The sequence below is a fragment of the Aquirufa rosea genome (assembly GCF_004118285.1).
In the GTDB taxonomy this organism is placed as follows: domain Bacteria; phylum Bacteroidota; class Bacteroidia; order Cytophagales; family Spirosomataceae; genus Aquirufa; species Aquirufa rosea.
Genome location: NZ_SDHY01000002.1, coordinates 465,848 through 491,256, shown reverse-complemented (window position 1 = coordinate 491,256; position 25,409 = coordinate 465,848). Strand labels below are relative to the sequence as shown.

Genomic DNA, 25,409 nt, shown 5'->3' with positions numbered 1-25,409 from the left:
AGCCGATAGGACGGGTGTTCACCTCTTCCCATCTCGAACAGAGAAGTTAAGCCCCGCACCGCTGATGATACTGGGATCAAACCCGGGAAAGTAAGTAAGCTCCAAGTTATTATTATCAAGCCCGCTATTCCTAGTGGGCTTTTTTTATGCCCTAATGGAATGGAGATTTCCATCAAACAATTATCGTTTAAAATCTGCTGTTGGACATGTTCCGTAGGGTCATGTCGAATGACAGATAATTGGAATTTGTAATTCCATTAAATGAGTTATTATTTTAGAATAACATCACTTCATAGCTCTTCTTTAGGTATTTCTTTTTTGGGAGAAAAAAGAAACAAAAAACTTATTTTAATACGGTTAATCCAACACGAATTCCGCGTTGCGGAACCGATGTTCACATCGCATACGGCTTTAATTTTTGACACTTAGCTTATGCCCTACACACGGAGTCAAAAATGCGCCTGCCGCTTCGCTCATGCTCCGTTGCCATCTTTCGTCGGGATTAACCGCTGGTATAGATAATCCCAAGCATAAAAAATATAAGTTGATTGAGTTGCTTTATCTAATCTGAAATCAGTTTTAGCTACAGGATGTCAAACTAATAATGCTGTTCGACATGTTCCGCAGGGTCATGTCGAATGACAGATAATTGGAATTTGTAATTCCAACAAATGACTTATTGTTTTAGCCTAACATCACTTCAAAGCTCTTCTTTAGGTATTTCTTTTTTTGGAGAAAAAAAGAAACAAAAAAACTTATTTTAATACGGTTAATCCAACACGAATTCCGCATTGCGGAACCGATGTTCACTCCGCATACGGCTTTAATTTTTGACACTTAGCTTATGCCCTACACACGGAGTCAAAAATGCGCCTGCCGCTTCGCTCATGCTCCGTTCCCATCTTTCGTTGGGATTAACCGTTTTTTATTGGGCATTAGGATTCCACCATCATTTATACTTTCTAATTTATAATTTCTTTCCGCCTGCCGCTTCGTTCCCATCTTAGTATAAAGTTTAACCTTTGAATGTATATGTATTGATTTTCATCTTGATCTAATGTCTATTTTTCATATTAGATGTTTGATTTAAAAAAAATATTTTATGCAACATTGTTGCATAAGTTCTTTTTTACTATATTTGCAACAGTATTGCAAAATAATAATAATGAAATACACATTCTTTCTTTTCTTGGTTTTGATGATTTCTCTATTATCCTGTAAAAAAGGGGAAGAGGTGGAGCCTACTGATGATAATGAGTTAATTACTACGGTAGAATTAGGTTTTACCAATTCTAAAGGTGTTACTAAAACATTTGCTTTTCAAGATCTTGATGCCAATTCTCTAACTCCACCAGATAAATTTGAATCCATTTTATTGGAAGCAAATGAAAGTTATGACATGGATATTAAGGTATATGATGATTCCAAGCCCACTCGTGTGGATGTTACTAAGAAGATCGAGGACGATGCTGAAGCTCATTTATTTGTATTCAAAGTTACCCCCGCATCTCTTTTTTCAGTTAAGGCGAAAGATAAAGACAAAAACAACCTGCCTTTGGGTTTAAAAAACTCAGGTAAAACGCAAGGTAAAGGTTCTGGTAAATTACACGTGATATTAAAGCATCAGCCCCCTGCCAATGGTAAAAGAACGAAAACTGGTGATGAAGATCTAGGCTCAACAGATATAGATCTTGAATTTAAACTAGAAGTTAAATAATTATACAGATATTTAAATAATGAAAAAATATCGTCATTTAATGAATGTGGAAAAGATGGGATTATTCTTCTCTATAGCTTGTGCTATTCATTGCATGACCTTGCCCATATTTTTATTTTTTGCGCCCTATATCGCAAGTAGCTTTGCTTTTACTACTACTTTTGAGTGGATTTTAGTATCTGTTAGTTTCCTTTTTGCCTCGGTACTCTTGTTCCAAGATTATCGAAAACATCGTAAACCTATTCCGATGATGTTTTTGGGATTGGCCATTGTTGTGAAGCTGGTGGAAATTACTTGGGCTAAAAATTCCACAGATTGGGCATTTGGACTGTTACTAGGGCTATTTATTTCGATAGGTTACTGGGTCAACTACAAACATAAAGTAGCCTGCACTTGTAAAATCAAAGCCTAAGCCTAGCATTCCTATCCTTTTTCGTATCTTTACAGACTATTGATGATTTAATTTTTCAAATCTGTGAGTACATTCCAATCTTCTACTTATCAACCAGTAATCGGACTTGAAATACATGCCCAGTTGCAAACAGACTCCAAAATATTTGCGAGCGACGCTGTCCGTTTTGGGAGAGAAGCAAATACATTAATTTCCCCCATCAGTTTGGGTCACCCTGGTACCTTACCTTTTTTGAATAAGAAAGCGGTTGAGTATGCCATTAAAATGGGAATCGCGTTGGGATCTCAAATTTGTGCTTGGCAATACTTTGACAGGAAAAATTATTTCTATCCTGACCTTCCAAAAGGCTATCAAATAACCCAAGATAAAACTCCCATTTGTCAAGGTGGTCAAATCAAAGTAAAACTTAAATCAGAAGAAAAATATATTTCCTTTCATCACATACATTTGGAAGAAGATGCTGGTAAATCCCTCCATGAAGGGGACAATCCATACAGCTTTATTGACTATAACCGTGCGGGTACTGCTTTGATTGAAATGGTAACAGATCCTACTTTGCATTCCTCGGAAGAAGCTTTTGCTTTGGTTTCTGAGATCAGAAAACTGGTTCGTTATTTAGGTATTTGTGACGGTAACATGGAAGAGGGTTCTCTTAGAGCGGACGTTAATATTTCTTTAAGACCGCAAGGTACTACTCAGCTAGGGACAAAAGTGGAAATCAAGAATATGAATTCCATTCGAAATATTCAACGGGCTATTGAGTATGAATGTGTACGACAGGCGGGACTTTTGGATGCAGGAGAAAGTGTCATACAAGAAACACGTACCTTTGACGCTCATACGGGAAAAACATCTAGCATGCGGGTAAAGGAAACCATGAACGATTATCGCTATTTCCCGGAACCCGATTTGGCACCTTTGAACATTAGTCAAGATTGGATCAATGAGATCAAAGCGACTATGCCTTTGCTTCCTTGGGAGCAAGAACAAGAATTAATAGATCAATATGGATTACCGACCTATGACGCCCATTTTTTGGCTGATACCAAAGAAATGGCCTTGTTCTTCAAGGAAACTGCTAGCTATTCGAAATCCTACAAAGCCGTATCCAATTGGTTGATGGGTCCGGTAAAATCTCATTTGAATGAGCGTCTTTTGCACATTCAGGATTTGGAAATAAGTCCCCAAAATTTAGCTGAAATTGTGGATTTGGTTGAACAAGGGATAATCACGCATAATTTAGCGGCTCACCAACTATTCCCTTTATGTTTGATAGAAACCGGTAAAAGTCCGAAGCAATTGGTCGAAGAACAAGGTTGGGGATTATCGAATGATAATGATGAGCTGGTTCAATTCGTTCAAGATGTAATTAATGCATTCCCTGATAAGGTAAATGAATATCATAAGGGGAAAAAAGGACTTGTTGCTCTTTTTATTGGAGAAGTAATGAAAAGATCAAAAGGTAAAGCAGATCCAAAATTAGTCAATCAATTAGTGCAAGAAGCTCTTTCTAAATAAATACATACACTCTATGAAGCGTATAACATTATTCTTATTTGTGCTATTGTCCTTTGTGTTGAAAGCACAGGAATATACGATTCAAGTCAAGGTAAAGCAATTGGTGCCTCAAAGAAAAATTTATTTGGAATACTTAAATGGTCGTGGACAACCCGTAAAAATTGATTCTCAAATTCCCAATCCCAATCAAGAGGTAACTTTTAAAGGAAGGGTATTGGAAGATGGAGGCTTTTATTTAGTCAATTTTTACGATATAGCTAATCCTCAAAAAGTATTACTCATTTTAGAAGGTCAAGAACAAGTCCGAGTTGAGGCAGATGGGGTAAATTTACCTGATAAACCTGGCACCTATAGCGTTTCTGGGGAATCGGTAAATATCAATATGATGAATCAAGTCATGGCCATCTCCAGAAATCTTGAAAAAAAGGTAATTGCATGGAATGCGGAAATTCAAAAGACTCCCTCCACACAGTCTAGGATTCAGAAGGAGTTTGAGGTAGCACAAAACCTTGCATTAAATCAAATTAAATCGTTGATTCCGCAAATGGGCACCAATTTAGTGGCTTTGTGGACAACCAATTTTTTACCGGTAGAAAGTGAAATGGCTACTTTGGAAATGATTGCTGATAAGTTTAGGGCAGCAAGACCAAACCATGCTCAAATTAAACCTTTCTTGGAAAATTTGAAGCGACTGAAGGGGGTAAGCGTGGGTTCAGAGGCTCCCGAGATAAATCTTCCTTCACCTACAGGGGAAACGGTTGCCCTGTCTTCTTTACGAGGAAAATATGTACTCATTGATTTTTGGGCTAGCTGGTGTGGTCCATGTCGCCGGGAGAATCCTAATGTCATTAAGACCTATGCGCGATTTAAGGATAAAGGCTTTGAGATTTTCGGAGTCAGTTTAGACCAAGATAAAAATGCCTGGCTCAAAGCGATTGAAACGGATCAATTAACATGGAAACATGTGTCTGATTTACAATATTGGAATTCGGTGGCCGCACAAGCCTACCAAGTTTCGGCTATTCCGATGACATTTATGTTGGATAGAGAGGGCAAAATTTTAGCCAAAGGACTTAGAGGAGCTAGCTTAGATAAATTTTTAGAAGACTTATTTAAAGGTAAATAACACATGAAAATTGCTATCATCGGATGTGGAAATATGGGAATGGCTTTTGCCAATTCATTCATTCAATATAATCTTGTCAAGAAAGAAGATTTGTTGTTGATCGAAAAGAACAAGGAAAGAGGAGACATCTTACAAGAGCAAAAAGCTGGTGTAGTGGTAGATACTATCTCAGAAAAAATATCTTTCGTTAATCTGGTGATTTTATCTGTTAAACCTCAAGATTATCCCTCGGTTTCAGATGAATTGAAGCGTTTTCTACGTCCTGGCCAATTGGTGCTTTCCATCATGGCGGGTATTCCTATTAAGAAATTGCAAGATAGCTTAGCCTATCCATTGATTATTCGGGCTATGCCCAATACCCCGGCTTTGTTGGGAATGGGAATGACAGCATTTGCTTGTGCCCCAGAAGTGGGTCTCTCTGACATTCGTTTGGCAGAAAATTTAATCAATTCTACGGGGAGAGCCGTTTTTCTGGAAGAAGAAAGTTTGCTGGATGCGGTGACTGGTTTAAGCGGTAGCGGACCAGCCTATTTTTTCTACCTCATTAAAAATATGATTGATGCTGGTGTGGCCATGGGCTTTGATCCTTCTATGTCTGCTTTGCTTGTAAAGCAAACGATGTTGGGTTCATATCATTTGATGCAAACAAGTGATAAATCGTTAGATGAATTGATTCAGGCGGTAGCCTCAAAAGGTGGAACTACTGAAGCGGCCTTAAAGACTTTTGCTGAAAAAGGAGTGGGGTATGGACTTCAGAAAGGGATTTTTGCGGCTCGTGATAGAGCCGTAGAATTAGCAAAATAATAATCTTCTTTTGATTCAAAGGTAAATTATCCCTCTCTTATATACCCAAAGGATAATTAATTAAGAAAATTAAGCTTTCTTTATAGCTTAATACTATTCTTCTCTTTTCTACATATATAAAATTTTCTATGAGGGTCGTCAAGTACCACATCAAGAAGCATGATATTGATATTCATTCCGACTTGTTTTCAGGCATTTATACAATTTTAACTCATACCATTGGTCCAAATCTTAGTTTAGAGGAAGCCTTAGGAGGTTCCTTTTGTCAACCAGTCCCTGATGAAGTTTTTGTGTGGAGTTTTGAAGTAAAAGATCGAATGGTAGGTTTTTGCTATTTTACCATTTTAACGCATGAAGATTTAGTAATTATTCGACTAACTTTATCTGTTGAGCGAAATTATCGACATATTGTTAAAATGCCTTACCATGATTTCTTGTGGGAGATGATTTTCATCAAATTGAAGAATTTATCCAAGAAGGTTGTTTTTTATTCCAATCCCATTAATCCAGTAATTTATTCGGTGATAAGGGAGTATACCAAAAATTTCTTGCGTTACGAGAATAATATTTCCTCACAAACGGATACTATCAATAAGATTTACGATTTGTTTGAAATAGAACGTTATAAACGCATTCGAAATACCCCATTTAAGATGGAGGAGACGAGCTTAAACTTTGAGACGCTCCGACATAAAAATAAGTACATCAATGATTTTTTAAATCAGAATCCAAATTATAAGCAAGGAATGGGCTTAATAACCATGGTTCCTGCCACAGTAGCTAATATGATTTATGCCATAGTAAAAATGGCCAAGAAACATTTTAAATCGAAGCCAAAATATAAAAGGTAGACTATTGTAATAGATCGAGTAGTTCGAGGGTATTTAAAGCACGACTAATCCGTTCTCCATTGGGTGATAAATTAGGATTACTGCTGGCGAAGAGTTGTTCGACCAATGCATTCATCTCTTCTGTACTTAATTTCTTTTGCTGATATCTGATTGCAGATCTATTAGCCATTACTTGGGCTATTTTTTCGTTCCGGTGTTTCGCTAAATCACTTGATTCATGCTTCACTTGCTCTAGTATTCCTTCCAGTATGGATTGACCGTCCTCTTCGCCTAGGCCAGCTGGAATCCCTTTGACGGAATAATGTATGCCATCTTCAAGATCCAGTTGAAATCCAAGGTAGGCTAAGTCTTCCTTGATTTCTTCTAAGATGGATTGATCTGCAGGATTGATATGAAGTATTTTGGGGAATAATAATTGTTGAGAAGCCCCATTTTTTTTCTGTAAGTGATCCATAAACTGATCATAAAGGATGCGCTGATAGGCTCTCTTTTGATCTATTAGGATTAGCCCATTGGACCAGCTTAAGGCTAAATATTTATAAAGGACCTGTATTACTTGAAAATTAGAAGAATTGAATTCTGTATTTTCTCGTTGATTGGCTCTGCTTTGAATGATGGTTTCGGCTCCTATTGGATCTCGTTCAAACATAGGCGTATGTACAGACGGTGCCTGTTTTTCAAATGCCTGAATATTATCTTGTAGACCTTCATAGAGTTTTTTCCAAGCATCTTGTGCATTTCTTGGAGTGCTATTGCTTCCTGGATTTGAGAAGTTTCTAGAACTTGAAGTATCATTCATGCCAGATGAAATGGCAGGGATATTGAAGTTTACATTAGTGTCGAAATCTAAGGCTGGAATTAAATTATTGATGCTTAAGGTTTTTCTAACTGCAGCCTGAACTATGGCATAAATTGCTCTCTCGTCGTCGAATTTGATCTCAGTTTTGGTAGGATGTACATTGATATCAATATGGCTAGGATCAATGCTTAAAAAGAGCACATAGAAAGGGAATGCTCCCTCAGGTAATAGTCGCTCATAGGCGCTCATTACTGCATGATTTAGGTAAGCATTCTTAATATATCTATCATTAACAAAGAAGAATTGCTCGCCTCTGGTTTTTTTGGCGTGTTCTGGTTTTCCGACATATCCCTTGATACTAACATAAGAAGTTTCCTCTTCGCAAGCTGCCAATTGCTCCCGATAGGATTTACCAAACAAGTCGACAATTCTTTTACCCAATTTTTCCGAAGCTAGCTGATAGGTTTGTTGGTCATTTTGTACCAAAGAAAATCGTATTTCAGGATGTGCTAGGGCAATATGTTGGAATTCGTCTAAAATATGACGTATTTCCACAGGGTTTGATTTAAGGAAATTCCTTCTGGCTGGGATATTATAAAATAGATTTTTTACTGTTATGGAAGTTCCGACAGGGCATTGGATATTTTCTTGTGTTTTTAGAACTGAGGCTTCTATCCTAACTAAGGTACCTAATTCGTCTTGTTCTCTCTTGGTTTTCAGTTCCACTTGAGCTACAGAGGCAATAGAGGCCATGGCCTCTCCTCGGAATCCCATAGTTTTGATACTAAATAAATCTTCGGCCTTTCTGATTTTGGAAGTGGCATGTCGTTCAAAACACATTCGAGCGTCTACTTCCGACATTCCTGTGCCATTATCAATAACCTGTATGATGCCTTTGCCCGCATCTTTGATGATGAGTTGAATATAAGTCGCTTGAGCATCTATGGCATTTTCCATTAGCTCTTTCACGACGGAAGCGGGTCTTTGTACCACTTCACCGGCAGCAATCTGGTTAGCTATGGCATCGGGAAGTAATTGAATCAAATCACGCATGTGAAGAATGAGATATTAGGCAATGGAAACTCAAATAAAGCAAAAAAAAGGGAATGTTGCCATTCCCTTTTTCCAAAAATCAGTGTGTGAATTATTTTAATTCAACTTCAGCACCAGCTTCTTCTAAAGATTTTTTCAAACCTTCAGCTTCGTCCTTAGAAACCCCTTCTTTCACAGCTTTCGGTGCAGCATCTACTACATCTTTAGCCTCTTTCAAACCTAAACCAGTTAAGTCTTTAACTAATTTAACGATCGCTAATTTATTTGGACCAGCAGCTTTCAAGATTACATCGAAAGATGTTTTCTCAGCAGGAGCATCACCACCTTCACCAGCACCAGCTGCAGGACCTGCAACTACTACTGCTCCAGCAGCAGCTGGCTCGATACCGTACTCATCCTTAAGGATAGCAGCTAATTCATTTACTTCTTTTACAGTTAAGTTCACTAATTGTTCAGCGAACGCTTTTAAATCTGCCATTTTTTGAAAATTTAATTGTTAAGAATTAATTATTTTGTGGGGTTGTCCCCGGTAAAATCTAGTAATTATTCAGGACGCTCTCCTAAAGTTTTCACGATACCAGCTAATTTCTTCTCGCCACTTGTAAGAGCAGAGATAACGTTTTTAGCAGGCGATTGCAATAGGCCAATAACCTCTCCAATCATCTCGTTTTTCGACTTAATATTTTCGAGTGCTGATAATTGGTCTTCACCAATGTACAATCCACCTTCAATAGAAGCGCCTTTGAATGTAATTTTATCTTTTCCAGCTTCTTTACGGAAGTCCTTGATCAATTTAGCTGGAACTTTAGCATTTTCAGGTGAGAAAATGATTCCAGACATACCTTTCAATACACCTTCGTTGAATGCAGAATAGTCATTTCCCGTTTTTTCTAATGCTTTTGCGATCAAGGTGTTTTTGAATACTTTGTATTCTAAACCTCTTGAAAAGCACATTCTACGGAATTCTGTAGCTTGAGCCACTGTTAAACCGGCTGTACTTGCAATGTAGAAGTACGGAGTTACCGCGAACTTTTCGCTTAACTCATCAATAATCTGATTTTTTTCTTCTCTTGTCATGATTACAATCCAGTTACTGTCGCCTTATCAATAACAATGCCCGGGGACATAGTAGAAGATATATTGATCGATTTAACATACGTACCTTTTGCAGAAGATGGCTTTAATTTGATCAAGGTATTGATCACTTCTTGCGCATTTTCAGCAATTTTCTTCGCATCAAATGACACCTTACCAATGGAGGTGTGGATGATACCAGTTTTATCAACTTTAAAGTCGATTTTACCAGCTTTTACTTCATTTACTGCTTTTCCTACTTCCAAAGTAACTGTACCAGACTTTGGATTAGGCATCAGTCCACGTGGACCTAACACACGACCCAAGCGACCTAATTTGGCCATTACAGTAGGCATGGTGATGATTACATCGATATCGGTCCAACCTCCTTCGATTTTTGAAATATAATCATCTAATCCTACATGATCAGCACCGGCTGCTTTTGCTTCCTCTACTTTATCAGGAGTACACAATACGAGAACACGTACGTCTTTTCCTGTTCCATGAGGTAGGGCAACCACACCACGAACCATTTGGTCGGCTTTGCGGGGATCTACTCCTAAGCGAACATCAATGTCCACCGAGGCGTCGAATTTTGTATAAGAAATTTCTTTCAAAATTTCAGCTGCTTTGTTTAGAGAATACTCTAACGTCGCGTCATATTTAGAAAGGGCTTCCTTTTTTTTCTTCGTAAGTTTTGCCATTACCTTTTTATTAAAATGTTAAATTCTGACTATTACAATCAGAACGGTTTCTCTCCAGAAACAGTAATACCCATAGATCGGGCCGTTCCAGCAATCATACTCATTGCTGCTTCAATTGTAAAACAGTTTAAATCTGGCATCTTAGTTTCAGCGATAACTCGCACTTGATCCCAAGAAACAGATCCCACTTTTTTCAAGTTTGGTTGAGCCGAACCTGATTTTACCTTAGCTGCTTCCAATAACAAAATGGGTGCAGGAGGGGTTTTTACAACGAAATCAAACGATTTATCTGCGTAATAAGTAATTAGGACCGGCAATACTACGCCGTTTTTATCTTGTGTTCTAGCATTGAATTGCTTACAGAACTCCATGATATTTAATCCTTTGGAACCTAATGCAGGACCGATGGGCGGTGAAGGATTGGCTTGGCCACCTTTGCATTGAAGCTTAACGTAACCAGCTATTTCTTTTGCCATATTAAAACATCGTTTTTAAGTGAAATAATGAGGTTTATCTGCTAATAAGGGTGGAAGCTTCCTTATCTGATTCCCCTCGTTTTGATCTTCCAGCGTAACAAACCTTCCAATCTATTCATCCATTTGATTATCAAATGAATAGAATACCGCTTTTTAAACGGACTGCAAAATTAGGAGATTTATTTGATAAACCAAAGCTATTTGACAATAATTGAAATTAATATTCCCAGCTATGATATAATTCTAGGTATCCATTGCTCAGTCGAGATAAAGGCTTCGTGATCATCCACATGCGAATTACATAATAGGATGATTGGCATATATAGATTAGTGAAGCAAAATAAAGGGGATATTTGTCATTGCTGATGATTGTAAAATAGCCTGTCCAACAACACATTTGTATACACATTGTCAAAAATGGGAATGTATATTGCGCTATGTCTTTTTCTTTCAGGTCAAAATATACATGTTTGCCTTCAGGCACATCAATAGAAAATCGAGAGGGTGGATATTGAAAAATATTAAAGCGAAAGACTATTTCAATGATATGATTTCCAGGAGGGAGTGTAAATGTATCTTGTTTTTCTAAGTTTTTAGAAAGAAATTTTCTAGTTCGAGCGTTTTTAATGGCAATTACTCGTGACCGTAGGAGAGAACCATTGGTGGTAATTGTGATTTCGGACATGTTATTAGTGGGTTGGCAGATGATGACATCTGATTATTCATGCAAGTATAGCAAATAGGAATAAAATAAAAAACCCTAACCAAAATGGCTAGGGTCTTTTAAAGGCTATTGGGAATTTTTATTTTTCTACTTGAGAATAATTCAATTCCAATGGTGTGTTTCTTCCAAAGATTTTAACCATTACAGACAATTTCTTGCTATTCTCATGAATCTCTTCAACAGTTCCCTCAAAGGTTGCGAAAGGACCATCGATCACTCGTACCGTCTCTCCTTTAATAAAGGATACAGCTGCAAAATCTTCAACAGCAGCCGATTCATCTACTTTACCTAAAATACGGTTAACCTCAGATTGACTCAAAGGCATAGGCTTCTTCACTACCACTTTAACTTTCTTTGTCTTTCCTCCCTCAATTTTAGTTTCTTCTACCTCCTCATTCATGGTTTGAAGAAAACCAATAACACCTGGGGTAGAAGTTAAAATATGACTTACCTCTCCTGCCAAATCTGCCTCAATCATGATATATCCGGGAAACAGGTTTTTCTCACGAATGACCTTCTTTCCTTTTCTAATTTCATAAATTTTTTCAGTAGGAATCAATATTTGTGGAACAGCATCAGCTACGCCTTGACGAGCGATTTCGTTCTCCATATATGATTTTACTTTCTTTTCTTGCCCTGAGATAGCTCTCAAAACGTACCATTTAGTATCTGCCATGGCTATTATCTCGTGTTTAAGATTGGCTTAAGCCCAATTAAAATGAACTGTAAAATAAGTCCAACCCAGATTTGAATGCCAAATCAACTAATCCTACCAACAAGGCAAAGATTAGAGAAGCTACTAAAACCAAAATAGAACTTGATTGTAGTTCAGAAAATTTAGGCCAAGTAACGTGTTCCGTTACTTCTACCCAAGATTCCTTAATTAATGAAGTAAAACTGCTCATATTTTCACCGATTTATCGGCTTTAAATTTATTACATGGCACGGGCACAAGGATTCGAACCCTGACCAAAGGTTTTGGAGACCTGCATACTACCATTATACTATGCCCGTAGGAGGACTGCAAAATTAGGCAAATTTTCCTAATTCGCAAACCTCTAATTAATTAAAAGCAATTACCATTGTGAATATGCAGTAGGTTCCAAGAAACGACGTACCGTTCTAGAGTGACTATTAGCATATTTTGGGTCATTGGAAATGCGCTTCCATTCAGGATCGGCAGAAAATTTCGCCCAATTTTTATCACGTTCTGCCATATTTTCGAAGCTAACCATGTAAGTTAAACAAGGAGTATTTTCTCCCGCTAAAACCTCACCGAAAAATACACGGTGTAGGCCTACATTTTCAAATACTTGAAGTTCAGAATCATCAAACATGGCAATTTTTCTGCGCAATGCATCTTCATTATACGATTCATACGTTCTCCACTCATAAATCCGTCCTTCATTTTTAATGGGTAAGGTAAAAGCAGGGTGTCCCTTAAATCCTTTAGCTAAATAAGTAGAAATTTTTTCAAACAATGGTTTGTCCAAGCCAACCATGTCGAAATAGGATTTACTTGCTTGTAAATAGACCTCATCTTTTTCTAAAGCTGCTTTATAGCCAGCATAAGATTCAAGTGATGCAAATGGGATACTTACCACCAAAATAGCTGGCTCAGGCTTTCCCAAATCTTTGAATACTCCCACTTTAGATACGCCATACCTGTTTAGTGCTGGAATTAAGGCATTGGACAAGTATTTTTCCACTGCACTTACATTGCCTCTGAACTTCATTTGGTAGGTTCTTATCTCATAATATTCTTGGCTGAAAGCTAGATGACTGAATAAGATAAGTGATAATAATGTAATAATCTTTTTCATAGTAAAATTTATTTCAAGTTTCAATCGTTTCCAATCATGATTCGGATTTATTAAAATTTGACAACTTTTAAAAAGTTGTCAAATCTATTAGAAATTTTAGGCAAAAAAAAAGAGCGGGATGAACCGCTCTTTCTCTATATCTAAGAAAATATTAGTCTAAGATTTCAGTTACCTGACCAGCACCTACTGTACGACCTCCTTCACGAATCGCGAAACGAAGACCTTTATCCATAGCTACTGGGTTCAATAAAGTAACCTCGATAGTCAAGTTATCACCTGGCATACACATCTCCACTCCTGCAGGCAACATGATTTCTCCTGTTACGTCTGTTGTACGGAAATAGAACTGCGGACGGTATTTGTTAAAGAATGGAGTGTGACGACCACCTTCCTCTTTTGACAAGATATAAACCTCAGCTTTAAATTTAGTGTGAGGCTTAACAGAACCTGGCTTACAGATAACCATACCACGACGGATATCAGTTTTCTCAATACCACGTAATAATAAACCTACGTTATCACCAGCTTCACCACGATCTAAGATCTTACGGAACATCTCAACACCAGTTACTACTGATTTTAAGTTTTCAGCTCCCATACCTAAGATATCTACCGCTTCACCTGAGTTGATAACACCTGTCTCGATACGACCTGTTGCTACAGTACCACGACCCGTGATCGAGAATACGTCTTCAACTGGCATCAAGAATGGCTTATCTACATCACGCTTAGGAAGTGGAATCCAGCTATCAACTGCATCCATTAAAGCTTCGATAGTAGCAACCCACTTAGCATCTCCATTTAAACCACCCAAAGCAGAACCTTGAATTACAGGAATGTTATCGCCATCAAATTCATAGAATGAAAGAAGCTCGCGAATCTCCATCTCTACTAATTCTAATAATTCTGGATCATCCACCATATCCACTTTGTTCATGAATACAACCAATTGAGGTACACCTACTTGGCGAGCCAAAAGGATGTGCTCACGAGTTTGTGGCATTGGTCCGTCAGTAGCCGCAACTACTAAGATAGCGCCGTCCATTTGGGCAGCACCAGTAACCATGTTTTTCACGTAGTCAGCGTGACCTGGACAGTCAACGTGAGCATAGTGACGGTTAGCTGTTGAATACTCAACGTGAGCAGTGTTGATCGTGATACCACGCTCTTTCTCTTCTGGAGCAGAGTCAATGGAAGAGAAATCTTTCTTCTCAGCTAGACCTTTTTCAGAAAGAACTTTTGTGATAGCAGCAGTCAAGGTAGTTTTACCGTGGTCAACGTGGCCAATAGTACCAATGTTTACGTGGGGTTTACTTCGGTCAAAATTCTCTTTTGCCATGATTATTTAGTTCTTAATTTAGTTATAAAAAGTTTCAAAATGTGCTAATTCTACTGGTCTTGCGAACAGTTTTGGTGTGTTGAGCCTTTGAGCAGGATTGAACTGCCGACCTCTTCCTTACCAAGGAAGTGCTCTACCACTGAGCTACAAAGGCCTTTACTCTTGAGCCCATAGTAGGTCTTTGGGCCCTACCAATATAAAAATCGCCTATGAGTTTTCTCACAGAACGATTTTTATTGAGCGGGAGACGGGGCTCGAACCCGCCACCTATAGCTTGGAAGGCTATCGCTCTACCAAATGAGCTACTCCCGCTGTTAATTCTAACACAGAAATTTGGTACTTCTCTATGTGCGAATGGTGGGGACAGATGGATTCGAACCACCGAAGGCGTACGCCAGCAGATTTACAGTCTGCCCCATTTGGCCACTCTGGTATATCCCCCTCTTTCTTGTTTCAGTCAAACGTTTTACTGAAATAGTTCGCAAAAGTAGCTCAAATTTTGGTATCCACAAACACCTTGCTCAAAAATTTGCAAATTAATTTTATAATAATCGCAAACCAAAGCTAAATGCTTGTACCTCGGGGCCTTTTCCTATCTCAAATAGTGGACTTAAATCATAGGAGAAGAATAAGTCAGGGAAATGTTTCAAGGCAAACTCTGCACGAACTCCATATCTAATTTGATTTATGAATAGGTTGGATGTGGTTTTATGTAAATTACCGGACTTGTCTTCAATAGCCTTGGTATAGCTATCTATTCGATATGACACATAACCTCCTATTCCAAACATTTGTACGGCTGATTCTTTTGAATAAGTCCAGTGAGGCATAATTGGTAAGGTCAAATAGCTAACTGTCATTTTGTTCTTTGATAAGACTGTTTCGCCTCCATTGGAATCAATAATTGGTTGAAAAATTACCCCATTTTGACCTTTTTGAACAATCCTATTGTGGTCAAACATGAAATTGTACCAATCGAATTGTAAACCGTATCCCAAATTGAATCGCGATTTATTTCCAGATCCTAATCGGATGGACCTTGCGACCTCAATTCCTACGAACCTGGAGCCAGTTGGTTTTAATGTAAAGTCGGTAGAAAGGAGTGGGGCGGGGAATTGTGCAATACTTACCTCCGGTAAATTGGCAGATGCCCCATTTAAACCTAGATATAGATTTAAGCCTTTTCTTTGATAGAAATTTCGATCTTTTGCTTGAATTTTGGTCGTGTCTTTGCCCCAAATTACTCGTGTGACTTCATCTCCTTCTTTTACTTGTACTCCATTCCAACCCACATGTACCTCTTCATTCCCTTCTTTGACATGTACCCCGTTTAGACCTACATTCACTTGCTTGTTGGTAGGTGAGCTGGAATAAATGGATTTTGTATTTGCTTGTCCTTTAGTCTCGCTGAAGCTCGACTGATTCAATCGAATGTTGACATTTTTACCTCCAACTGTCACTAAAATGGCGGTATCCTTTTCTGTGTCTGCTTGTACTGCTTTACGAATACTTTGCCAAAGACTGTCTTCTAATACGATTCCGTTTTTGGCAAAAATGGCTTGCAATTCTTCCTTCAAGGATTTTTTCGAATTGCTTGGATTGCCAATTATCTCTTGATTACGCCTGTCTATTTTTAATAATAATGAATCTTGATTGGGACGGGCCATGATGCCTGTACTTATTAGGATGAAACCTATGATGAATAAATTTTTCATTTGCTTAAAATTGAAATGTTCTTTGTACAACTTGTTCGGTTTTGATATACGTATTCGCCACCTGGTGAATACTGTTTTCTAGTTTGGGGTCTCCCTGCTTTAAAGTTTGCCAATCAACAGGATCTCCGTCAATCGCATGCTTTAACTGCTTGACTACACGAGCAAATAAGGAATGTCTTTTTTTGCTAGGCTCCGGAACATAGCTATTTTCTTTTTCCGAGTTACTCGCTTGACTTGGTTGAATGTCTATTAGCATTTCTATGCTTTCTTCCTTCACCAAGGAGGCAGGTTTTTCTTTTTCAATAGTCCGGTTATCGGCTAAAATAACAGGATTGTTAGGTGTATTACTTTCTATAATGACCGGCATATTGGATGCCACAGGTGCAGGAGAATCCTGGCTTTCCTTAGAAGATGAGTGATGGGATACTCTAGCCACCTTGGGTGCTGAATCGTATGATTCACTTGTTTCCCCTAAACCGACCACTTCTGCTTGCTCTGGAAGGGTAGACTCAACACCTGACTTTGGTGCTTGGGTACTGATTTGATTTGCTATGTTGGAATGATCAATCAGCGCATCTGTATTGGAAAGTTGCCACCAACCAAGTCCAAATGATATCAATAATATGGCAGCCCATGACCATTGTTTCCGATTAATGATAAATGGAATTGCCCTTCCTTTTTTCTCGTCAAGCTTTTTTTCAATCTGATCCCAAATGGCAGCAGGTACTTCTTCCTCATGCGAGGTCAGCTTCTCCTGCCATTTTTTTTCTATGGAATTCCAATTGTCAATGGATGATTTTTTCATGCTTGTAATTCCTTTAATTTATTTTGTAATATTTGTCTAGCCCTTGAGAGCTGAGATTTGGAAGTTCCTTCTGATATCTGTAACATGTCAGCTATTTCAACATGAGAATAGCCTTCAATGGCATATAAATTAAATATGGTTCGATAACCCGGTGGCAGTTCCAAGATCAAATTTTGGATATCTTCCACCCCCAAATGCATGAAAGCGTCTTCTGGGTGACCTAAATCGTAGGTTTCATCTATATCCTGGTCAAATCGGTTGGCTGATTTTCGAAGCTTCATCAAGGACTCATTGACCATGATTTTTCGAATCCAACCTTCAAAACTTCCTTGACCCTGAAAGTTGTCAATTTTACCAAAAACCTTCATAAAACCCTCCATCAATGCGTCTTCTGCATCTGGCCCTACTCCTAAATAACGCTTGCAAACAGCCATCATCTTACCGGCATTAATTTGGTAGACTATATGCTGAGCTCTTCGGTCTTGTTTTTGACAAGCTTCAATCAGCTCTTCTTCGTTATGAAAGGGTAGTAAATTTTTATTCAATGATTATAGAACTTATTTGAACGTAAAGATGAACATTAAACATAAATGGTTGCATGGGTTTGAAAAGATTTTCAAAATTCCTTTCTTTACGCAGATTTACATTATATGCCAAACTCTGCGCCCATTGGGATTTTTGATAGTGGAATTGGGGGTCTTACTCTTGCCCATGCCATCACTGAGTTAATTCCTCAAGAACCCATCATTTACTTTGGTGACACGGCTCACCTACCTTATGGCGATAAATCCGCTACAGCCATTCAAGCTTATTCCGTAAAGATTTGTAACTTTTTACTGGATAAGAATTGTAAGTTGATTTTAATTGCTTGCAATTCAGCTTCTGCTGCAGCCTATGATTTAGTCAAAGCCTATGTGGGAACTAAGGCGGTGGTTGTCAATGTGATCGATCCAGTTATTCAGTATTTAGATCAACAATGGGCGGGAAAGACTTTAGGATTGATCGGAACCAAGCAAACTGTCAACTCAGGAATTTATGCTAAAAAAGCCTTGGCACTTGGAAAAAATATTGATGTTAAATCCTTGGCAACACCTTTATTGGCACCTATGATCGAAGAGGGCTTTTTCAATAATACTATTTCAGAACAAATTATCAGGGAATATTTAGAACAGGATGTGTTGAAAAATATCGATGGACTTATTTTAGCATGTACACACTATCCACTGATTAAGTCGCAAATTGATCAATTTTATCAAGGTTCTATTCCTGTTATTGATACTTCCCAAATTGTGGCTAATGAAATTCAAACAATTTTGACTAAAAATGATTTAGCCATTCAGAAAGGCCAGGTGGGTTCCAGACAATTTTATGTTTCTGATTATACGGATTCTTTTGAGAAATCAACTCAAATCTTTTTTGGGGAGGCAATAAAGCTGATCCAATACCCAATTTGGGATTAGCTTTGGCCTAAAATTTGACTGACTTTCTGACGAATTCTTAACTTGAATAATCGCTCTTCTTGCTCTTTTTTACTCTGACGAAACCATAAAAATGCCACTGCTCCTACCAATAAGTATGGGGCACATAGTAAGTATAATATACCCGTATTTAATCCAGTAGCAATATTTGAGCGACCATTGGAAATGGAGCTTTCTACCGTAGTCCTGCACATGGCACATTGGGCAATGCCTTCAAATTGGAAAAGCAATAAGAATAAGATTAGTAAGATGGATATATATTTCTTAGACATAATACGGAGCGATTAAGATATATACTAACACACCAGAAATGCTAACGTATAACCAAATAGGGAATGTCCACTTAACTAATTTTTTGTGGGCACCTATTTGATCAGTCATGGCATAAAAGATGGCTTTTAACACCAAACGAACAACTCCAATCGATAATAAAATATGGGAGAATAAAAGTATGTAATAGGTAGGGCGCAACCAACCACTGCCTCCAAATTTGGTAGGTTCGTTGGAAATATGATATGTCACATAGGAAACTAAAAATAGACTACCTAAAACAAATGCAACCCCCATTAATTTACGATGCAATTCGATATTCTTATTTTTGATGGCGATGAGTCCCAGTATTAAAATGATGGAACAGGTGGCATTCAATACTCCATTGACGTGAGGTAAGACTTTTGTCCATGTACCTAAATCTATTTTAGTCTGAATAGCATTTAAAAGTGCCACTGCTACTGGGATAGCTAAAGACAAAATATTGACAATTTGATTATTCTTAGCGGTGTTTTCAATCTTGTAAGTTGGCATATTATTTTTCACTTTCATAAATGCGTTTTAATACTTTTATCTCCATCATGAGTCTATCTACGTCTTTTTTGTCTGTTCCGTTGTAGAATCCTCTGATGTGCCTTTCTTTATCTACGAGTATTAACCGCTCAGAGTGTATAAATGTTTCATCCGGATTTTTGATGGCCTCGTCATATTCAGACGCATCAGCTAAAGGCACATGGAATCCTTTTAATGCCAAAGGGTATATGGTTTTTTTATCGCCTGTTAGAAAATACCATTTGTCGGCCTTTGCATCAAATCTTTGTGCATAAATCGCTAATTTTTCTGGAGTGTCAAATTTAGGGTCCACGGAAATAGAAAGCAGTTTCACATCATCGTCTTGACTAAAAGTATCTTGTAGTCTGCTTACCTGACTGGTGATTTTTGGGCAGATGGTTGAACAGCGAGTGAAGAAAAAGCTCGCTACGTAAATTTGATTATCAAGTGTTTTGGAAGAAAATACGGATCCCTTTTGATCAATTAATTGGAATGCAGGAATCTGAAAGAACACTGTATCCATCTCAGTTTCGTTCCACCGAGGATTTTTTCTTTTAGCCATTTTCACCTCACCCGTGGTTGAGTCGATTACCGGAATGTAGCGAGGCAACTGAAAATGATTGTTCCCAAATTGATTTAGGCCTAAATATAATAAGACAGGCACTATTAAAACGGTTAATAAAATGCCTGTCTTCTTAGTCATGCGCCAATAAGAATTGAATTCAATTAATATAAATGCCCGCCTTCGTAGATCAACGCTACTAAAAGCCACATTACAAATACGGTTGGGATTAAAATTGCCCAAATAAGCGTTTTCACTTCATGCTTTAAGTGCATAAATTCTCCTACAATATAGAATGCTTTCACAATGGTCATTCCTGAGAAAATAGCCACACGTAGCGTGTTAGCAGGTAATGTAAATGCAATAACGAATTCTATTGCCGTTAAAATTAAAAGTATCCAAAAAGTTTTCCAGATAGCACCAGTTTGTGGAGCAGGAATTTCTTTTTCTGAGGTTTCGTGTGCAGTAACGTGCGAAGCCATATATTAAATGATTTTTTGATTAAACAAGATAAAAGAAGGTAAATACGAATACCCAAACTAAGTCTACAAAGTGCCAGTATAAACCTACTTTTTCAACCATTTCATAGTGACCTCTGCGCTCATAAACTCCTGTAGCTGCATTGAAGAAAATCAAGATGTTTAAGATAACCCCTGAAAAAACGTGCGTACCATGGAATCCTGTGATGAAGAAGAATAAGTCAGCAAATGCCGGTGGACCATATGGGTTACGAACCAAATTCGCTCCTTCAATCGGAGTCATAACTCCATCAACTAATTGCTTCGCTGCTAATGATAAATCTTCTGGTCCGTGGATGAAGTGACTCCACTCCCAAGCTTGAGAGCCTAAGAACGTAAAACCACCCACAATAGTCCAAAGCATCCATTTTTCCACATCTTTACGATCTCCACGATGCCCTGCTTCTACAGCTAACACCATGGTTACCGATGATGCAATTAAAATGAAAGTCATGATACCAACGAATACCAAAGGTAAAGATACACCATGTAAGAATGGTACAGCTTCAAATACCTTTTCTGGAATAGGCCAGTGTGTAGTTGAAAAATAAAAATCACTTGGACTTCCCTCCCAAGCAGGTTGGCTGAAACGAATCATTCCATAGGTCACTAAAAGTGCGGAGAATGTAAACGTATCTGATAGTAAGAAAAACCACATCATGAGTTTTCCATAACTAGCTTTTAGAGGTTCAGAACCACCTGTCCAGGTCAAATTTTCAGGAACAGAAGGGGCAGCGTGTGCAACTGACATGAGGTAATAGCTTAATTGTTAAACACTAAAAATAAAAATAAATAGATCCACAAGGCATCTAAAAAATGCCAATAGGTGGAACAAATTTTAATCTGAGTAAGGGCTTTGGCATTGATTTTCATTTGAAATGCAGCTATTAGAGCTACTATCAATACAATTAATCCGGAGATTAAGTGCAGGCCATGAAGGCCAGATAAAACATATACAAAAGACCCTGAAGGGTTACCTACGAAATAAACGTTCATTTCGACCAATTGTACCCATCCGAAATATTGTAATATTAAAAACAATAATCCGAGCACAAAAGTAATAGAAATACTTATTCTTAACGCATTAAATTGGTCTTTTTTTGCAGCTAATAATGCAAAATGCATGGAGGCACTACTAAGTAGTAGAACCACTGTACTTACCCAAAATAAATTTGGTAATTGGAATTCTACCCAGTTACCTTCTGCTTTACGTACTAAATAAGCACTTGTGAAGGCCGCAAATAACATGATGATCGAAACAATGAATAACCACATGGTGAAAATTTTAGGATTCACCGCACGTGTAGCTGGGGCTTCTATGGAATTGGTTTCTGCTTTCATTTTATGAAATTTTATCAAATAAAAAGGCAATTTGTACTACAAGTAAATAGAAAAAAGATCCAAACATCATCCATCGAGCTGCTTTGTCGGTGGGTCTCATCATAAGGTAAAATGTTTGGCAAAGGAATAAACTACCGGCTATCACTGCTATGATGGCTGATTGTATTCCCGTCATATGCAACAAATAGGGAACGAGCCCTAGGGGTACTAAGAAAATGGTATATATCATGATGGTAAAAGCCGTTTTCATGTCTTTTTTCCCATCATTGGGTAGCATTTTAAATCCTGCTTTTTTATAATCACTATCCGCTACCCAGGCTATGGCCCAAAAATGGGGGAATTGCCAGAAAAATTGAATAGCAAATAGAATTCCTGGTTCCCATCCAAATTCGTTAGTCGCTGCTAACCAACCAATCATAGGAGGAAAGGCCCCCGGTATTGCACCTACAAACACAGAAATGGGACCAACTCTTTTTAAAGGGGTATAGACAAATCCATACAGGATATACGATATGAAACCAATAATGGCGGCTTTCCAAGACAAATAGCTTAAAAGTCCTAGAGAAAGTAATAGGATTATTATCCCGTAAAATTTTGCTTGATCAGGTTGTAGGACTTGTGTAGGCAATGGTCTTTTGGACGTTCTTTTCATCAGCTTGTCGTAGTCAATTTCTTTTAATTGATTAACGATATTTGCAGCTCCTGTCAATAAATAACCAGCCAAAGATATGATGATGATATGCCAAGTAGTATGCTCTATAGGAGCCAATAAATAGCCAAATGTTCCAGAAAATGCTACGGTGATAGATAATCTGGACTTTAATAATGCTATGTATGGTTTTATTTGAGCCATGTTATGCTGATGCTTGCGTTTTAATCCACATATTCATGTGTAATCCCAAGATTATCAGTGATATTGTCAAATGAATCGCCTGACTGCCCAAGGGTAAGCTAGCGTAAGCCATTAATATTCCTGTGAATAATGACACACCAATGAAAACCAAAAAATAGGTACTATAGTTTTTTAAAGCAGCTATTTTTGATTTACTTATTTGCTTCCAAAGGTATAGATGGCTCAATAAAATGACCCAAGAAAAAGTACGGTGAATGATGTAGATGTTGCCTAAATGACTCACCCATTCTGATTTGGCTTGTTCACCATATTGGATAATGACATGATCCATGGCTTCTCTCACTTGAGTGCCCAGAAGAATTTGAAAAATACACAGTATGGTATTGATCAAAATAAGTTTTCGGATTGATTCATTTATCTTAACGTGACTTTGCTTTACCTGCAAAGCCTTGTATAATAGGAAGAGTACACCAATGCTTAAGAGCATATGCATAGTAACTACCCCAGGTAATAAAAATGAATCAACGACATATTTCCCTAATACGGCATTTCCTACAACTAAGAGCAGAGCCAAAAAAGAGAAAATAAATTCTTTCTTACCCGTTTTAAAGGCTAAAATGGTGGTAATTAATACGAATAAGCCAGTTAAGGCTCCTATGAGTCGGTTGATGTATTCAATCCATGTTTTAGTAGGATTGAAGATGACTTCACCGTGTAATTTTTCTTTGTAAGTAATTTCGTAATGAAGGGGTAATTCGGAAGCTTTGGTGGGAGGAATAAATCTACCAAAGCATTTTGGCCAATCTGGACACCCCATCCCTGACCCAGTACTTCTAACGATGCCACCTGCTAAAATGAGCAGGTATATGCAGATGAGAGTAACAAAGCCAAATTTTTGGAATGTCATGATTGTTGATGGAAAAAAAAAGATGCATCCAAATGAGATTCATTTCGATGCATCTTTCAAGTTATTGGTTTTTATCGGTTGTAACTCTCGTTTTGAGCAGCTAATAAACCTTCAATATCCTTTTCTTTTGCAATCTCATCATTCTCTTCTGGAAGATTAGATTCCGGAGTAGCTGAATGAGGAACAGTTTGAGGAATAAAATCAGACTCAGCACCTGGCTTGCTATAATCATAAGGCCAACGGTAAACAGCTGGTATTTCTCCTTCCCAGTTTCCGTGTCCTGGAACTATTGGTGTAGTCCATTCTAAGGTATTGGATTTCCATGGGTTTTGCGTTGCACGCTTTCCTTTGAAAATAGAATAGAAGAAGTTAAAGAAGAAAATAGCTTGTGCAGAGAAAGTGATAATAGCTGCAACTGAAATAAATGCATTCAAATCAGTGAAAGCAGCTTCACCATCATTTCCTAATGCAGTAAATGAATAATAACGTCTTGGGAAACCTGCAATACCCGTGTAATGCATTGGGAAGAACACGGCATATACACCCACGAAAGTTAACCAGAAGTGAATGTAACCAGCTGTCTTATTCATCATACGACCAAACATTTTAGGGAACCAGTGGTACACACCTGCCATCAAACCAAAGAATGATGCAGCACCCATTACTAAGTGGAAATGAGCTACTACGAAATAAGTATCATGTAAGTTGATGTCCAAGGCAGAGTTACCTAAGATAATACCAGTTACTCCACCTGAAATAAATAATGAAACTAATCCAATAGAGAATAACATGGCAGGAGTAAATACGATATTTCCCTTCCAAAGTGTCGTAATGTAGTTAAATCCTTTTACAGCCGATGGAACAGCAATAATTAAGGTTAAGAACATAAATACGGACCCTAAGAATGGATTCATACCTGTTACAAACATATGGTGTGCCCATACGATAAAGGCTAGGACAGTAATACCCATCATAGATCCAATCATCGCTCGGTAACCGAAGATTGGTTTACGTGCGTTGGTAGCAATTACCTCAGAAGTCATACCTAAGGCAGGTAATAATACAATGTATACCTCTGGGTGTCCTAAGAACCAGAATAAGTGCTGGTATAAGATTGGGCTACCACCCATGTTCGGTAATGCTTGACCCTGAATATAAATTTCAGATAAGTAAAAAGAAGTACCAAAGCTACGGTCGAAAATCAACAATAATGCTGCTGATAATAATACAGGGAAAGATAATAATCCTAGTACCGCTGTAAAGAAGAATGACCAGATGGTTAGTGGCATTTTGGTAAATGTCATACCACGAGTTCTCAAGTTGATAATAGTACAAATGTAATTAATACCACCCATTAATTGTGATACAATGAATAAGGCCATACTCGTCAACCACAGTGTCATACCTAAACCAGAACCTGGCATGGCCTGAGGTAAGGCACTTAATGGAGGATATATTACCCATCCACCTGATGCAGGACCTGTTTCAATGAATAAGGATGAGAACATAATCACTGACGAAAGAGCAAAGAACCAATATGACAACATATTGATAAAGCCTGAGGCCATGTCTCGAGCTCCAATCTGTAATGGGATCAAGAAGTTGGAGAATGTTCCAGAAAGACCAGCGGTCAATACAAAGAATACCATGATGGTTCCGTGCATGGTAACTAAAGCTAGGTAAAATTCTTTGTCTAATTTACCTGACTCATCAATCCACTCTCCTAAAATAGGTCTTAACCATTCTAGGCTCATATCTGGGAATCCCAATTGTAAGCGGAAGATGATGGATAAGGATCCACCAATAAATGCCCATAGGATACCTGAGATTAAATATTGTTTGGCAATTGTCTTGTGATCTTCTGAGAAGATGTACTTACGGATAAAACCAAGTTCATGATGTTCATGTTCGTGATCATGATCATGATCGTGTCCATGAGCGTGTACTTCTTCAGTAGTTGAAATGGCTGTTGACATAGGTATTTTATT

29 protein-coding genes, 4 tRNA genes and 1 rRNA gene are annotated in these 25,409 nt (G+C 37.9%); 8 read left to right on the top strand and 26 right to left on the bottom strand.

The window, feature by feature from the left end; all coding sequences use genetic code 11:
- The 7 genes from rrf to ESB04_RS05170 all read left to right on the top strand — a co-directional run.
- Positions 1-107: ribosomal RNA gene (gene rrf, locus ESB04_RS05200) — 5S ribosomal RNA — on the top strand; the annotation flags it as partial.
- 1,058 nt (positions 108-1,165) lie between these two features.
- The gene (locus tag ESB04_RS05195) at positions 1,166-1,717 is read left to right on the top strand and encodes a hypothetical protein (protein ID WP_129026657.1); all 552 of its coding nucleotides are present in this window, start codon (positions 1,166-1,168) and stop codon (positions 1,715-1,717) included.
- Between the two features lie 19 nt (positions 1,718-1,736).
- Positions 1,737-2,129: a MerC domain-containing protein gene (locus ESB04_RS05190; protein ID WP_129026656.1), complete on the top strand. Its 393-nt coding sequence runs from the start codon at positions 1,737-1,739 to the stop codon at positions 2,127-2,129.
- Between the two features lie 63 nt (positions 2,130-2,192).
- The gene (gene gatB, locus ESB04_RS05185; RefSeq protein WP_129026655.1) at positions 2,193-3,647 is read left to right on the top strand and encodes an Asp-tRNA(Asn)/Glu-tRNA(Gln) amidotransferase subunit GatB; all 1,455 of its coding nucleotides are present in this window, start codon (positions 2,193-2,195) and stop codon (positions 3,645-3,647) included.
- Positions 3,648-3,660: 13 nt separating this feature from the next.
- The gene (locus ESB04_RS05180; RefSeq protein WP_129026654.1) at positions 3,661-4,773 is read left to right on the top strand and encodes a peroxiredoxin family protein; all 1,113 of its coding nucleotides are present in this window, start codon (positions 3,661-3,663) and stop codon (positions 4,771-4,773) included.
- Positions 4,774-4,776: 3 nt separating this feature from the next.
- Positions 4,777-5,577, top strand: a complete 801-nt coding sequence (proC, locus tag ESB04_RS05175) for a pyrroline-5-carboxylate reductase (protein ID WP_129026653.1) — start codon at positions 4,777-4,779, stop codon at positions 5,575-5,577.
- A 128-nt stretch (positions 5,578-5,705) separates the two neighbouring features.
- On the top strand, positions 5,706-6,428 hold the full coding sequence (locus ESB04_RS05170; RefSeq protein WP_129026652.1) for a hypothetical protein: 723 nt from the start codon (positions 5,706-5,708) through the stop codon (positions 6,426-6,428).
- 1 nt (position 6,429) lies between these two features.
- Here ESB04_RS05170 and mutL read toward each other — a convergent pair whose 3' ends face one another.
- From mutL to ESB04_RS05085, 17 genes are all read right to left on the bottom strand, one after another.
- Positions 6,430-8,280 carry a DNA mismatch repair endonuclease MutL gene (mutL, locus tag ESB04_RS05165; protein WP_129026651.1) on the bottom strand — a complete coding sequence of 617 codons (1,851 nt, stop codon included), beginning with the start codon at positions 8,278-8,280 and terminating at the stop codon, positions 6,430-6,432.
- 91 nt (positions 8,281-8,371) lie between these two features.
- On the bottom strand, positions 8,372-8,758 hold the full coding sequence (gene rplL, locus ESB04_RS05160) for a 50S ribosomal protein L7/L12 (RefSeq protein WP_129026650.1): 387 nt from the start codon (positions 8,756-8,758) through the stop codon (positions 8,372-8,374).
- Positions 8,759-8,823: 65 nt separating this feature from the next.
- Complete coding sequence (rplJ, locus tag ESB04_RS05155) at positions 8,824-9,357, bottom strand: 50S ribosomal protein L10 (protein ID WP_129026649.1); 534 nt, start codon at positions 9,355-9,357, stop codon at positions 8,824-8,826.
- Positions 9,358-9,359: 2 nt separating this feature from the next.
- The gene (gene rplA / locus ESB04_RS05150; RefSeq protein ID WP_129026648.1) at positions 9,360-10,058 is read right to left on the bottom strand and encodes a 50S ribosomal protein L1; all 699 of its coding nucleotides are present in this window, start codon (positions 10,056-10,058) and stop codon (positions 9,360-9,362) included.
- Positions 10,059-10,096: 38 nt separating this feature from the next.
- Complete coding sequence (rplK, locus tag ESB04_RS05145) at positions 10,097-10,534, bottom strand: 50S ribosomal protein L11 (RefSeq protein ID WP_109321960.1); 438 nt, start codon at positions 10,532-10,534, stop codon at positions 10,097-10,099.
- Between the two features lie 217 nt (positions 10,535-10,751).
- Complete coding sequence (locus tag ESB04_RS05140) at positions 10,752-11,219, bottom strand: hypothetical protein (RefSeq protein ID WP_129026647.1); 468 nt, start codon at positions 11,217-11,219, stop codon at positions 10,752-10,754.
- 118 nt (positions 11,220-11,337) lie between these two features.
- Positions 11,338-11,934, bottom strand: coding sequence for a transcription termination/antitermination protein NusG (gene nusG / locus ESB04_RS05135; RefSeq protein WP_129026646.1), 597 nt, complete (start codon positions 11,932-11,934; stop codon positions 11,338-11,340).
- 37 nt (positions 11,935-11,971) lie between these two features.
- Positions 11,972-12,163: a preprotein translocase subunit SecE gene (gene secE / locus ESB04_RS05130; protein ID WP_129026645.1), complete on the bottom strand. Its 192-nt coding sequence runs from the start codon at positions 12,161-12,163 to the stop codon at positions 11,972-11,974.
- Positions 12,164-12,198: 35 nt separating this feature from the next.
- A tRNA-Trp gene (locus ESB04_RS05125) sits at positions 12,199-12,272 on the bottom strand.
- A 62-nt stretch (positions 12,273-12,334) separates the two neighbouring features.
- Positions 12,335-13,081, bottom strand: a complete 747-nt coding sequence (locus tag ESB04_RS05120) for an NIPSNAP family protein (RefSeq protein WP_129026644.1) — start codon at positions 13,079-13,081, stop codon at positions 12,335-12,337.
- 151 nt (positions 13,082-13,232) lie between these two features.
- Positions 13,233-14,420, bottom strand: a complete 1,188-nt coding sequence (tuf, locus tag ESB04_RS05115) for an elongation factor Tu (protein ID WP_129026643.1) — start codon at positions 14,418-14,420, stop codon at positions 13,233-13,235.
- 82 nt (positions 14,421-14,502) lie between these two features.
- Positions 14,503-14,574 (bottom strand) — tRNA-Thr (locus ESB04_RS05110).
- An 85-nt stretch (positions 14,575-14,659) separates the two neighbouring features.
- A tRNA-Gly gene (locus tag ESB04_RS05105) sits at positions 14,660-14,732 on the bottom strand.
- A 43-nt stretch (positions 14,733-14,775) separates the two neighbouring features.
- A tRNA-Tyr gene (locus tag ESB04_RS05100) sits at positions 14,776-14,861 on the bottom strand.
- A 101-nt stretch (positions 14,862-14,962) separates the two neighbouring features.
- Positions 14,963-16,135 (bottom strand): outer membrane beta-barrel protein, encoded by a 1,173-nt coding sequence (locus ESB04_RS05095; RefSeq protein ID WP_129026642.1) that lies wholly within the window; start codon positions 16,133-16,135, stop codon positions 14,963-14,965.
- A 4-nt stretch (positions 16,136-16,139) separates the two neighbouring features.
- Positions 16,140-16,940: a hypothetical protein gene (locus ESB04_RS05090; protein ID WP_129026641.1), complete on the bottom strand. Its 801-nt coding sequence runs from the start codon at positions 16,938-16,940 to the stop codon at positions 16,140-16,142.
- The gene (locus ESB04_RS05085; protein WP_129026640.1) at positions 16,937-17,485 is read right to left on the bottom strand and encodes an RNA polymerase sigma factor; all 549 of its coding nucleotides are present in this window, start codon (positions 17,483-17,485) and stop codon (positions 16,937-16,939) included. The genes ESB04_RS05090 and ESB04_RS05085 overlap by 4 nt, the downstream gene beginning before the upstream one ends.
- Before the next feature lie 105 nt (positions 17,486-17,590).
- Here ESB04_RS05085 and murI point away from each other — a divergent pair, with 105 nt between their 5' ends.
- The gene (murI, locus tag ESB04_RS05080) at positions 17,591-18,400 is read left to right on the top strand and encodes a glutamate racemase (protein WP_129026639.1); all 810 of its coding nucleotides are present in this window, start codon (positions 17,591-17,593) and stop codon (positions 18,398-18,400) included.
- Here murI and ESB04_RS05075 read toward each other — a convergent pair.
- From ESB04_RS05075 to ESB04_RS05035, 9 genes are all read right to left on the bottom strand, one after another.
- Entirely contained in the window at positions 18,397-18,690 is a 294-nt protein-coding gene (locus tag ESB04_RS05075; RefSeq protein WP_129026638.1) for a hypothetical protein, read from the bottom strand. The genes murI and ESB04_RS05075 overlap by 4 nt on opposite strands.
- A complete protein-coding gene (locus tag ESB04_RS05070; protein ID WP_235832175.1) occupies positions 18,683-19,240 on the bottom strand; it encodes a DUF420 domain-containing protein in 558 nt (185 codons plus the stop codon). Before ESB04_RS05070 ends, ESB04_RS05075 begins: the two co-directional genes overlap by 8 nt.
- Complete coding sequence (locus ESB04_RS05065; protein WP_129026637.1) at positions 19,224-19,943, bottom strand: SCO family protein; 720 nt, start codon at positions 19,941-19,943, stop codon at positions 19,224-19,226. The genes ESB04_RS05070 and ESB04_RS05065 overlap by 17 nt, the downstream gene beginning before the upstream one ends.
- A 23-nt stretch (positions 19,944-19,966) precedes the next feature.
- A complete protein-coding gene (locus ESB04_RS05060; RefSeq protein WP_129026636.1) occupies positions 19,967-20,284 on the bottom strand; it encodes a cytochrome C oxidase subunit IV family protein in 318 nt (105 codons plus the stop codon).
- Positions 20,285-20,303: 19 nt separating this feature from the next.
- Positions 20,304-21,071 (bottom strand): cytochrome c oxidase subunit 3, encoded by a 768-nt coding sequence (locus ESB04_RS05055; RefSeq protein ID WP_129026635.1) that lies wholly within the window; start codon positions 21,069-21,071, stop codon positions 20,304-20,306.
- Positions 21,072-21,082: 11 nt separating this feature from the next.
- Positions 21,083-21,661, bottom strand: coding sequence for a cytochrome c oxidase subunit 3 (locus ESB04_RS05050; RefSeq protein ID WP_129026634.1), 579 nt, complete (start codon positions 21,659-21,661; stop codon positions 21,083-21,085).
- A gap of 1 nt (position 21,662) precedes the next feature.
- Positions 21,663-22,514 carry a heme o synthase gene (cyoE, locus tag ESB04_RS05045; RefSeq protein ID WP_129026633.1) on the bottom strand — a complete coding sequence of 284 codons (852 nt, stop codon included), beginning with the start codon at positions 22,512-22,514 and terminating at the stop codon, positions 21,663-21,665.
- Between the two features lies 1 nt (position 22,515).
- The gene (locus ESB04_RS05040; RefSeq protein ID WP_129026632.1) at positions 22,516-23,421 is read right to left on the bottom strand and encodes a COX15/CtaA family protein; all 906 of its coding nucleotides are present in this window, start codon (positions 23,419-23,421) and stop codon (positions 22,516-22,518) included.
- Positions 23,422-23,492: 71 nt separating this feature from the next.
- A complete protein-coding gene (locus ESB04_RS05035) occupies positions 23,493-25,397 on the bottom strand; it encodes a cytochrome c oxidase subunit I (protein ID WP_129026631.1) in 1,905 nt (634 codons plus the stop codon).
- Positions 25,398-25,409 lie beyond the last annotated feature (12 nt).